Annotated in this window: 5 protein-coding genes, 21 tRNA genes and 1 rRNA gene; all 27 read left to right on the top strand. The window is 42.1% G+C overall.

All coding sequences use genetic code 11. The features are described from left to right. Positions 1-139 precede the first annotated feature (139 nt). Positions 140-256 (top strand): 5S ribosomal RNA (rrf, locus tag BN2425_RS14630). A gap of 10 nt (positions 257-266) precedes the next feature. Further along, positions 267-342 (top strand) — tRNA-Val (locus BN2425_RS14625). A gap of 11 nt (positions 343-353) precedes the next feature. Beyond that, positions 354-429 (top strand) — tRNA-Thr (locus BN2425_RS14620). An 8-nt stretch (positions 430-437) separates the two neighbouring features. Then, positions 438-513: transfer RNA gene (locus BN2425_RS14615), tRNA-Lys, on the top strand. Between the two features lie 9 nt (positions 514-522). After that, a tRNA-Leu gene (locus BN2425_RS14610) sits at positions 523-607 on the top strand. Between the two features lie 11 nt (positions 608-618). Further along, a tRNA-Gly gene (locus BN2425_RS14605) sits at positions 619-693 on the top strand. Positions 694-698: 5 nt separating this feature from the next. Beyond that, positions 699-787, top strand: a tRNA-Leu gene (locus tag BN2425_RS14600). 9 nt (positions 788-796) lie between these two features. Then, a tRNA-Arg gene (locus tag BN2425_RS14595) sits at positions 797-870 on the top strand. A 7-nt stretch (positions 871-877) separates the two neighbouring features. After that, positions 878-954, top strand: a tRNA-Pro gene (locus tag BN2425_RS14590). Between the two features lie 11 nt (positions 955-965). Beyond that, positions 966-1,041, top strand: a tRNA-Ala gene (locus tag BN2425_RS14585). An 18-nt stretch (positions 1,042-1,059) separates the two neighbouring features. Continuing rightward, a tRNA-Met gene (locus tag BN2425_RS14580) sits at positions 1,060-1,136 on the top strand. A 145-nt stretch (positions 1,137-1,281) separates the two neighbouring features. After that, a tRNA-Ile gene (locus BN2425_RS14575) sits at positions 1,282-1,358 on the top strand. Between the two features lie 19 nt (positions 1,359-1,377). Then, positions 1,378-1,470, top strand: a tRNA-Ser gene (locus BN2425_RS14570). Positions 1,471-1,513: 43 nt separating this feature from the next. Next, positions 1,514-1,587, top strand: a tRNA-Met gene (locus BN2425_RS14565). Between the two features lie 3 nt (positions 1,588-1,590). After that, positions 1,591-1,667 (top strand) — tRNA-Asp (locus BN2425_RS14560). 5 nt (positions 1,668-1,672) lie between these two features. Further along, positions 1,673-1,745, top strand: a tRNA-Phe gene (locus BN2425_RS14555). Between the two features lie 30 nt (positions 1,746-1,775). Then, positions 1,776-1,848: transfer RNA gene (locus BN2425_RS14550), tRNA-His, on the top strand. A gap of 21 nt (positions 1,849-1,869) precedes the next feature. Further along, a tRNA-Gly gene (locus tag BN2425_RS14545) sits at positions 1,870-1,943 on the top strand. Positions 1,944-1,948: 5 nt separating this feature from the next. Continuing rightward, positions 1,949-2,025: transfer RNA gene (locus BN2425_RS14540), tRNA-Ile, on the top strand. An 11-nt stretch (positions 2,026-2,036) separates the two neighbouring features. Beyond that, positions 2,037-2,111, top strand: a tRNA-Asn gene (locus BN2425_RS14535). 3 nt (positions 2,112-2,114) lie between these two features. After that, positions 2,115-2,202 (top strand) — tRNA-Ser (locus BN2425_RS14530). Positions 2,203-2,207: 5 nt separating this feature from the next. Then, positions 2,208-2,279, top strand: a tRNA-Glu gene (locus tag BN2425_RS14525). Between the two features lie 617 nt (positions 2,280-2,896). Further along, complete coding sequence (gene glgB, locus BN2425_RS14520) at positions 2,897-4,840, top strand: 1,4-alpha-glucan branching protein GlgB (protein WP_042460819.1); 1,944 nt, start codon at positions 2,897-2,899, stop codon at positions 4,838-4,840. Continuing rightward, positions 4,788-5,942, top strand: a complete 1,155-nt coding sequence (locus BN2425_RS14515) for a glucose-1-phosphate adenylyltransferase (RefSeq protein WP_042460816.1) — start codon at positions 4,788-4,790, stop codon at positions 5,940-5,942. Before glgB ends, BN2425_RS14515 begins: the two co-directional genes overlap by 53 nt. Before the next feature lie 60 nt (positions 5,943-6,002). Continuing rightward, a complete protein-coding gene (locus BN2425_RS14510; RefSeq protein ID WP_042460812.1) occupies positions 6,003-7,034 on the top strand; it encodes a GlgC family sugar phosphate nucleotidyltransferase in 1,032 nt (343 codons plus the stop codon). After that, the gene (gene glgA, locus BN2425_RS14505) at positions 7,031-8,482 is read left to right on the top strand and encodes a glycogen synthase GlgA (protein ID WP_042460809.1); all 1,452 of its coding nucleotides are present in this window, start codon (positions 7,031-7,033) and stop codon (positions 8,480-8,482) included. The genes BN2425_RS14510 and glgA overlap by 4 nt, the downstream gene beginning before the upstream one ends. Next, complete coding sequence (locus BN2425_RS14500) at positions 8,472-10,865, top strand: glycogen/starch/alpha-glucan phosphorylase (protein ID WP_042460806.1); 2,394 nt, start codon at positions 8,472-8,474, stop codon at positions 10,863-10,865. Before glgA ends, BN2425_RS14500 begins: the two co-directional genes overlap by 11 nt. The last annotated feature ends 118 nt before the right edge of the window (positions 10,866-10,983 follow it).

Genomic DNA, 10,983 nt, shown 5'->3' with positions numbered 1-10,983 from the left:
ATCGATCGAGGACTTAACCATTAAAAAGCGAACTCTGTTTATAAAATTTCTTCTGATTATTTAGTTTTGAGAGAACGATAAAATTTTCTCTTGCAAAAATTTTAAAAGACATTATAATAAAATAGTGTCGAATAACTGGTCTGGTAGTTATGGCGAGAAGGTCACACCCGTTCCCATACCGAACACGGAAGTTAAGCTTCTCAGCGCCGATGGTAGTTGGGGCGAAAGCCCCTGCGAGAGTAGGACGCTGCTAGGCTGTTATATATGGAGGATTAGCTCAGCTGGGAGAGCATCTGCCTTACAAGCAGAGGGTCGGCGGTTCGATCCCGTCATCCTCCACCATATATTTTTATGCCGGTTTAGCTCAATTGGTAGAGCAACTGACTTGTAATCAGTAGGTTGGGGGTTCAAGTCCTCTAGCCGGCACCACTCTTTATGAGCCATTAGCTCAGTTGGTAGAGCATCTGACTTTTAATCAGAGGGTCGAAGGTTCGAGTCCTTCATGGCTCACCATTTAAATATGCGGGTGTGGCGGAATTGGCAGACGCACCAGACTTAGGATCTGGCGCCGCAAGGCGTGGGGGTTCGACTCCCTTCACCCGCACCATTTAATTATATGCGGAAGTAGTTCAGTGGTAGAACACCACCTTGCCAAGGTGGGGGTCGCGGGTTCGAATCCCGTCTTCCGCTCCAATAGTGCCGGGGTGGCGGAACTGGCAGACGCACAGGACTTAAAATCCTGCGGTAGGTGACTACCGTACCGGTTCGATTCCGGTCCTCGGCACCATCTAAATATGCGCCCGTAGCTCAATTGGATAGAGCGTCTGACTACGGATCAGAAGGTTATGGGTTCGACTCCTTTCGGGCGCGTTAATATCGGGAAATAGCTCAGCTTGGTAGAGCACTTGGTTTGGGACCAAGGGGTCGCAGGTTCGAATCCTGTTTTCCCGACCATTTCTATAAATGGGGCCTTAGCTCAGCTGGGAGAGCGCCTGCTTTGCACGCAGGAGGTCAGCGGTTCGATCCCGCTAGGCTCCACCATATCACTATAAAATATTTGGCGGTGTAGCTCAGCTGGCTAGAGCGTACGGTTCATACCCGTAAGGTCGGGGGTTCGATCCCCTCCGCCGCTACCAATATTCTGGATCTTTAGCTCAGCTGGTTAGAGCAACGAGCAAAGCTCCAAATGAATATGCTTCGAGTTGTACCTATCGAGCTGCTGCTTGAATAAGCTTTCTGAGATGGGGACAGACGAACAAAAGGTCAAATGAACATTATTTTGGACCTTTAGCTCAGCTGGTTAGAGCAGACGGCTCATAACCGTCCGGTCGTAGGTTCGAGTCCTACAAGGTCCACCAGTAGTCTTAAAAAGTGTATGGAGGAATACCCAAGTCCGGCTGAAGGGATCGGTCTTGAAAACCGACAGGCGGGTTAAACCGCGCGGGGGTTCGAATCCCTCTTCCTCCGCCATGTTTCTTCTTTAAACATGGACAAACATCATAAATTTTATTATCGCGGGGTGGAGCAGTCCGGTAGCTCGTCGGGCTCATAACCCGAAGGTCGCAGGTTCAAATCCTGCCCCCGCAATTCGGTCTGGTAGTTCAGTTGGTTAGAATGCCTGCCTGTCACGCAGGAGGTCGCGGGTTCGAGTCCCGTCCAGACCGCCACTTATGGCTCAGTAGCTCAGTCGGTAGAGCAAAGGACTGAAAATCCTTGTGTCGGCGGTTCGATTCCGTCCTGAGCCACCTTTACTATTATTTTTTTAAAATAATATGGCGGTTGTGGTGAAGTGGTTAACACACCAGATTGTGGCTCTGGCATTCGTGGGTTCGATTCCCATCAATCGCCCTTTATTAATTTAACCTATTTGCGGGTGTAGTTTAGTGGTAAAACCACAGCCTTCCAAGCTGTTGTTGTGGGTTCGATTCCCATCACCCGCTCCAATTATGGGCCTATAGCTCAGCTGGTTAGAGCGCACGCCTGATAAGCGTGAGGTCGATGGTTCAAGTCCATTTAGGCCCACCATTTAATATTATTCCGCAGTAGCTCAGTGGTAGAGCTATCGGCTGTTAACCGATCGGTCGTAGGTTCGAATCCTACCTGCGGAGCCATATAGAGAAGTACCCAAGTGGCTCAAGGGGCTCCCCTGCTAAGGGAGTAGGTCGCGGAAGCGGCGCGAGGGTTCGAATCCCTTCTTCTCTGTTATTGGCCCCTTGGTCAAGCGGTTAAGACACCGCCCTTTCACGGCGGTAACACGGGTTCGAATCCCGTAGGGGTCATACAAAAAAGCTGATGATAATTTGATCATCAGCTTTTTTGTTGTTCAGAATAATAGCTGTCATGGTTAAGTAGGAGCATCCAAATGACCGTGATGGTAACCAAATGGCATTCAAGGTAACTAGGGGCGTCCTCAAAGGCCGAAAAGGAAAAAAGGTGCAGCAAGGGTGGTTAGGAGAGTGTACAAACACAAGGCATTAGACCTATGGGGATACACAACTGTACAAATCCAAAAAACCATTACTATCACACCACGCGTTTTTCCTTAATACTGATCTACAACATTATACAAAACTCCTATTAATAAACCACTTCCATTCTCCCCAAAAATACTATCAAAAATTGAAAGCGTTCTCTCGAAATTAGTATCACTGTAAAAGTATCTAACATTACATTCTTGTGTTCGTGAACAAATCTAACAAAAAGTTTTTGCGGTCTTTTGTCTAATCTTGGTGTGAAATGCATCAAATTTAGTCGAAAGTTAATGAATATTGTCGGTTTTAGGGTACTGTTAAAGACTCTTGTCAGAAAAGATAAAAAAGTTTTACGAGAATTATAATAACTTTCCACTTATAATTGAAACTTGTAAAACATATTCTCAATGGGAATGAGGAAAGTCATGACAGTAAATACATTATTTCCAACGGACTATCAACTGCATTTATTTCATGAAGGAAACTTATTTCAAAGTCATCAACTTTTTGGTGCTCATATATTTAAAGATTCCACTCAAACCTACACACGCTTTTGTGTTTGGGCCCCGAACGCTCTTCAAGTAAGTCTGGTCGGCGATTTTAATGATTGGAATGGTCATGGATATGAATTACAAAAAGTGAATGATGAAGGAGTATGGATTCTGATCATCAACAAAAATCTGGAAGGGTGTATTTATAAATATGAAATTGTCACACAGCAAAATGAAATACTCCTAAAAGCCGATCCATTTGGATTTTACTCCGAATTACGTCCAAATACCGCCTCCATAGTTTATTGTTTGGAAGAATTTCACTGGACTGACCATGATTGGATGGAACGAAGGCTCCGAAAAAATACCTTAGCAGAACCGGCAGTTATCTATGAGGTTCACATAGGGTCATGGCTGAAAAAGCAAAATGGGGACTTTCTCACCTATAGGGAGTTGGCCTCAGAACTGATTCCCTATGTAGTAGATCATGGTTTTACCCATATTGAGCTATTACCAATTGTTGAACATCCTCTCGATGACTCTTGGGGCTATCAGGGAACAGGCTACTTTTCGGTAACGTCTAGGTACGGGACTCCTAATGATTTTCAATATTTTGTGGACCAATGTCATAACCATAAAATCGGAGTCATTCTGGACTGGGTACCAGGACATTTTTGCAAGGATGCACATGGGCTCTATCAATTTGATGGTACGCACCTTTATTCCTATACCAACCATGGGGACAGAGAAAATGCAGTATGGGGAACAGCGAATTTTGACCTTGGCAAAGGTGAAGTACAAAGCTTCCTCATATCCAATGCGATTTTTTGGATGGATTATTTCCATGTTGACGGCTTTAGAATGGATGCTGTTGCCAATATCATCTTTTGGCCAAATAGTGATGGTTCAAAAGAGCCTAATCCCTTTGGAATTGATTTTTTAAAAAAATTGAACCAGGAAATCCACACGCACAATCCCTCCATTTTAATGATTGGTGAGGATTCTACTGACTTTCCGAAAGTCACTGCATCACCACAATATGGTGGATTGGGATTTGATTATAAATGGAATATGGGTTGGATGAATGACATTCTGGATTACATGGAGACGCCGCCTTTTGCACGGCATTCCGTACACTCGAGAGTTACTTTTTCACTTTTATATGCGTTTTCAGAAAATTTTATGCTCCCGTTTTCACATGATGAAGTCGTACATGGAAAAAAATCACTACTGAATAAGATGCCGGGAAATTACTGGGAAAAATTTGCTCAATATCGAATGCTGCTGGGTTTTATGTTCTCGCACCCAGGAAAAAAACTGTTATTTATGGGGTTCGAATTAGGACAGTTTGCCGAATGGAAAGATAAAGAGCAACTAGATTGGGTCTTATTTGAGTATGAAATGCATCGAAAATTGAACGATTATGTGAAAGTTTTAATTAAGTTATATAAACGCTCGAAAGCACTCTATGAATTAGATCATATTTGGGATGGCTTTGAATGGGTGGTCGTAGATAACAAAGAACAATCAATTTTTTCTTTTATACGCAGGGGTAAAAAGGATGAAGATACAGTTATTGTCATCTGCAATTTTACTGGTGTCAGTTACCCTGAATATCAGCTTGGAGTACCATTTGCTGGTGAATATCGTGAAATATTTAACAGTGATAGCACAGAGTATGGGGGATCTGGAGTGGTAAACAAAAAAACGATTGCTTCCTTGGAGCAGCCATTTCATGGGAGACCATTTTCTATCAATATAAGCATGGGACCATTCAGTTTTCTGTTACTTAGGCCCGTTAAAAAAAGGAAGGAGAGGAAAGGAAATGGAAAAGAAAAAGTGCGTAGCCATGCTGTTAGCAGGGGGAAAGGGAAGTAGACTTAATGTCCTGACCAGAGACCTTGCAAAACCAGCTGTTCCTTTTGGGGGGAAATATAGGATTATTGATTTTACTTTAAGTAATTGTTCCAATTCAGGAATTGATACAGTGGGAGTATTAACGCAATACCAGCCGCTTTTGTTAAATTCCTATATCGGTATTGGCAGCACTTGGGATTTGGACCGGAAAAATGGTGGAGTTACTGTACTACCTCCATATAGTGAGTCCTCTGAAGTGAAGTGGTATACCGGAACAGCTAGTGCTATTTATCAAAACTTAAATTATTTAAGGCAATATCAACCTGATTACGTTCTTATACTCTCAGGTGATCATATTTACAAAATGAACTATGAAACGATGCTAGAATACCACATTGAAAAAAGAGCCGACGTTTCTATATCCGTTATAGAAGTTCCTTGGATAGAAGCCAGTCGTTTTGGCATTATGAATACCAATGAAGAGTTGAGAATTACAGAGTTTGAGGAAAAGCCAGCAAACCCAAAAAGTAATTTAGCATCAATGGGAATCTATATATTCAGTTGGAATATTTTAAAAGAATATTTAGAAATGGATGCCAGAAATCCGGACTCCAGCCATGACTTTGGAAAAGACGTGTTACCTTTATTGTTGGAGCAAAAAAAGAAATTGTTTGCTTATCCATTTAAGGGATATTGGAAAGATGTAGGAACCGTCCAAAGCTTATGGGAAGCGAATATGGATTTATTAAAGGAAGATTGCGAATTAGACCTATTTGATTCTTCTTGGAAAATCTATTCCGTGAATCCGAACCAGCCTCCTCAGTATATTTCGCCAAATGCCTCCGTATCGGAGTCATTGATCAATGAAGGATGTACCATTGAGGGGGAAATCGACCACTCTGTTCTTTTCCAAGGGGTCGATGTAGGGAAAGGTTCACTTATTAAAGATTCGGTTATTATGCCAGATTCCATTATTGGGGAAGATTGCTACATTGAAAAAGCGATTGTCCCTTGTGATGTGACCATCCCAGACGGGACGGTCATTCGCTCCCTGGAAGATGAAATTATCCTGGTCACAAATGATATGTTAAGCGGCCTGAAACCAACTGTAAAACAGTCGTAGGAAAACTAATTGGTGAAACAGAGAGAATAGCTCTCTGATAAATAAGGGGGATCTGGAGAGATGAAAAGAAAGCTATTAGGGATTATAGATGCCACAAGCTATCAAGAGGATTTAGAGGATTTATTAATCCATCGCTCATTGGCTGCATTGCCATTTTCAGGGCGTTACCGGGTGATTGATTTTGTTTTATCCAGCATGGTGAATTCAGGCATCAGAAGCGTTGCTATCTTCCCCAAAATGCAATATCGATCCTTGATGGACCATTTGGGTTCAGGAAAAAATTGGGACCTAAATCGAAAGCGTGATGGCTTATTCTTCTTTCCATCGCCGATCGTAGACAACCATGAAAATCGAATTGGTTCATTTGATCTGTTTGCTGCGAACATGGATTATTTTTATCGCAGCACCCAGGAATATGCCATTATTTCTAACTGTTATACCATTTTTAATATGGATTTTAAGCCGCTCCTCGAGTCACATATTCATTCCGAATGTGATATTACAGAAGTCCATCTCAAGGATGGAGGCTCGATGGAACTGTATTTAGTTAAAACCTCCTTTCTTATTGAACTCATTAAAAGTAGACATTTAACTGGGTATACCTGTATGAGGGATGTTGTTCGTGACCCGCAGAGTTACTATCAGGTTTGCCATTATCTCTATGATGGTTTTTCGGTCATGATTGATTCGATTCAAACCTACTTTCAAACGAGCATGAACCTTCTGCAGCCTGAAGTATGGAAAAAGCTGTTCTTAAAAGAACAGCCAATTTTAACAAAGGTCAAGGATGAGCCGCCTACCAAATATATAAAAGGTTCATCCGTCAAGAACTCCATGATTGCCAATGGCTGCCAAATTTGTGGCACGGTAGAAAACAGCATTATTGCCCGCGGCGTTATCATTGGAAAAGGTGCGGTGGTTCGAAACAGTATTATCATGCAAAAGTGTGTGATTGAGGAAGATTGCTATTTAGATTCGGTTATTGCGGATAAAGATGTAAAGGTAGAGGCTGGGGTCCATCTAAGCGGGACAGTCCAGGCACCTTTGGTAGTCCGTAAAGGGACGAAACAAGGAGCGTTGATGAATTCGTGAAAGTATTATTTGCAGTTTCAGAATGCCAGCCATTTGCAAAATCAGGGGGACTTGCTGATGTAGCAGGTTCCCTGCCGAAAGAATTGAATAAATTGGGGTCGGATGTAAGAGTGATCCTTCCTAAATACGGAACAATCGCAGATAAGTTTAAAAATCAAATGATGAAAGTGAAGAATTTCACAGTGTCAGTGGGCTGGAGAAATCAATATTGCGGTATTGAAGAACTATCCTACAAGGGCGTTACCTATTATTTCGTAGACAATGAATATTACTTTAACAGGGAGCAACTGTACGGCTTTTTTGACGATGGGGAACGTTTTGCCTTTTTTAACCGGGCTGTACTTGAAATGATGGCGATGCTGGAATTTTTCCCGGATGTATTGCATTGCCATGATTGGCATACAGGGATGATCCCGTATTTATTAAGATCTGAATATTATAAACGCAAAGGATATGGCTCGATTCGGACAGTGTTTACGATCCATAATCTCCAATTTCAAGGGATTTTTCCAAAGGATATCATTAAGGATTTATTAGGAATCGATTGGAAAGCTTATAATCAAGGACATTTGGAGTTCTTTGGTAATGTGAATTTTATGAAGGGCGCATTGGTGGCAGCAGACCGGATTACAACTGTCAGCCCTACATATAAGAAGGAAATACAAACTGAGGAATACGGTGAAAAATTGGATGGGGTGCTTAGAGAACGAAATGAAAATCTCATCGGGATCATAAATGGAATTGATGAGGACTTTTATAATCCTCAGAATGATCCATTTATTTACAAAACGTTCTCTTTTCGAAGTCCGGGAAATAAACTGGTTAACAAACGGGAGATTCAAAAGTATACGGGATTGAAAACCAGCTCAAATGTACCCTTAATGGTGATGATCTCACGTCTAACAAGGCAAAAAGGGTTGGACCTTGTAAGATGTGTACTCCGGGAAATCCTCCAAGAAGATATTCAGCTAATCGTTTTAGGTACAGGTGATCATGAATATGAGGACTATTTACGTCAGGCAGCCCGAATTTATCCGGAAAAGTTAAAGGTTTATACCGAGTTTGATGAAGAGTTTGCCCATAAATTATATGCAGCTGCTGACTTGTTCTTAATGCCGTCATTGTTTGAACCATGTGGATTGGGCCAGCTGATTGCTATGAGGTATGGGGCGATTCCCATTGTTCGGGAGACAGGTGGCTTAAATGATACGGTGAATGCTTTTAACGAGTTTACCGGTGAAGGAAACGGCTTCTCGTTCCGTTATTTTAATGCCCATGACATGCTTTATACCATTAGGAGAGCTCTTCAGTTTTATCAAGATAAACAGGTGTGGGAGTCCATTGTGAAGCAGGCAATGGAGAAGGATTATAGCTGGACCCAATCTGCATTCAGTTATAATCAACTATATGCCGAGCTTATTTCAAGGAGTGAAACCCATGTTTTCTAAGGAGAATTTTAAGGCTGCATTTTTGCATCGGCTTGAAATGCTGTGTGGCAAAAGCTTTTCCGAAAGTACCAAGGTGGACCATTATCAAACATTAGGTCAGATGATTCGAGAGTATGTAAGTGATGACTGGATTACAACCAATGAACAATACATGGCAACGAAGGGGAAGCAGGTATATTATTTATCGATCGAGTATCTGCTTGGAAAACTCCTACGTCAAAATCTCATTAATCTTGGGGTTGAACAGACAGTAGAGGAAGGATTAAAGGAACTGGGAATAGATTTAGGTGAACTGGAAGAAATTGAACCGGATGCTGGATTGGGCAATGGCGGCTTGGGCAGACTAGCCGCCTGCTTTTTGGATTCGCTTGCTTCATTAAATCTACCAGGGCATGGACAGGGCATTCGCTATAAGCATGGGTTATTTGAACAGAAAATAGTCAATGGTTACCAAGTAGAATTACCAGAACAGTGGCTGCGCAGCGGTAATGTGTGGGAAGTTCGTAAACTCGACTTAGCGGTGAGTGTACCATTTTGGGGGAAAGTGGACACTAAAATGGAAAACGGCCGGCTCATTTTTCAGCATATAAATGCGGAGACCGTTACAGCGGTTCCATACGACATGCCTGTAGTTGGCTACGAATCTAAAACCGTCAACACACTCAGACTTTGGAATGCAGAACCAGCGCAATTTCCCGTTCATAAAGATATATTAAAATATAAGCGAGAAACAGAAGCCATTTCGGAGTTCCTCTATCCAGACGATACCCATGATGAGGGGAAGATCTTGCGTTTAAAGCAACAATATTTCCTCGTGTCCGCTAGCCTTCAGTCAATCGTAAAAGCACATAAAAAACAATATGGCAGTTTGGATAAACTCCATGAATATGTTTGTATTCATATTAATGATACCCATCCTGTCCTTGCTATTCCCGAATTGATGCGAATACTATTGGATCAAGAGGGCTTTGGCTGGGACGAGGCATGGCATATTACACAAAATACAATTTCCTACACCAATCATACGACGTTAGCGGAGGCGCTGGAAAAATGGCCGGTGCGGATTTTTCAGCCGCTGTTACCTCGAATTTACATGATTGTGGAGGAGATCAATGAACGGTTTTGCCGCAAGCTGTGGGAGGAAACCCCAGGGGATTGGACACGAATTGCTGGTCTCGCTATTATTGCCGATGAATTTGTCCAAATGGCCCACCTAGCGATTGTTGGCAGCTTTAGTGTGAATGGGGTAGCCAGGCTGCATACGGAAATATTAAAGGAACGGGAGATGAAGCCATTTTTCCAACTGTTTCCCGAGAAGTTTAACAATAAAACGAACGGAATTGCTCACCGGCGCTGGCTTCTTAAGGCCAATCCGAAATTATCAGCCCTGCTAACCGATGCGATCGGTCCAAGTTGGACACATTCTGCAAATGAACTGATGGGATTACTTAAATACCAAGATGATCGGTCATTTCTAGAGCAGTTAGGAAAAATTAAAGCTGCTAACAAAAAACAGCTTGCTGAGATGGTTTATAAGCAAACGGGAATAGCCCTAGATACAAGGGCAATCTTTGATGTCCAGGTAAAGAGACTTCATGCATATAAAAGACAGCTGTTAAATGTTCTTCATATTATGTATCTGTACAACCAAATTAAGGAGGATTCCAGCTTCCAGATGACGCCAAGGGTGTTTATTTTTGGAGCTAAAGCATCGCCAGGCTACTATTACGCAAAGAAGATTATTAAATTAATTAATTCGGTTGCAGAAAAGGTGAATAATGACCCAAAAGTCGCGGACCGTTTAAAGGTTATCTTTATGGAAAATTATCGGGTATCACTAGCGGAACGAATTTTTCCTGCAGCTGATATCAGTGAACAAATTTCCACTGCCAGTAAGGAAGCTTCTGGTACAGGCAATATGAAATTTATGATTAACGGCGCACTGACTATAGGAACCTTAGATGGAGCTAATGTGGAAATCCATGAGCGGGTAGGGGATGACAATATCTTTATTTTTGGTCTAACCGCAGAGGAAGTCCTTCACTATTATCGTCATGGCGGATACGAATCGGTTGGCTATTATCATCATGATAAACGGCTTAAACAGGTGATTGACCAGCTAATCAACGGATTTTTCCCTGGCATCCAAAATGAATATGAGCCAATTGTGGATTCCTTGCTTGAGGAAAATGACCAATACTTTGTGTTAAAAGATTTTGCCTCCTATATCAATACCCAGCAAAGATTAGGGAGTTGTTACACAGACTCTCTTAACTGGCAAAAAAAGAGCCTGATTAATATTGCACATGCAGGTTACTTTTCCAGTGATCGTACCATTAAGGAGTATGCTTCCGATATTTGGGGAATCCATCCTCTGCAATAGAAAACAAAAAAGCTTCTGCACTCTAGCAGAAGCTTTTCATTGTAGACAAAAGGCCTTCCGAATGTCCCCATTTGGGTGCCTTTTTCTAATTATGACCCTTTTTACCATAGATTTTTAT

This window comes from Neobacillus dielmonensis, assembly GCF_000612665.1.
In the GTDB taxonomy this organism is placed as follows: domain Bacteria; phylum Bacillota; class Bacilli; order Bacillales; family Cytobacillaceae; genus Neobacillus; species Neobacillus dielmonensis.
Note: the sequence above shows the minus strand (reverse complement) of the source record. Positions and strands in the feature narration are given on the sequence as shown.

Excerpts from the sequence above, each read along its gene's own strand:
- BN2425_RS14510 (WP_042460812.1), top strand. The coding sequence starts at position 6,003 with ATGAAAAGAAAGCTATTAGGGATTATAGATGCCACAAGCTATCAAGAG.
- BN2425_RS14500 (WP_042460806.1), top strand. The coding sequence starts at position 8,472 with ATGTTTTCTAAGGAGAATTTTAAGGCTGCATTTTTGCATCGGCTTGAA.
- BN2425_RS14515 (WP_042460816.1), top strand. The coding sequence starts at position 4,788 with ATGGAAAAGAAAAAGTGCGTAGCCATGCTGTTAGCAGGGGGAAAGGGA.
- glgB (WP_042460819.1), top strand. The coding sequence starts at position 2,897 with ATGACAGTAAATACATTATTTCCAACGGACTATCAACTGCATTTATTT.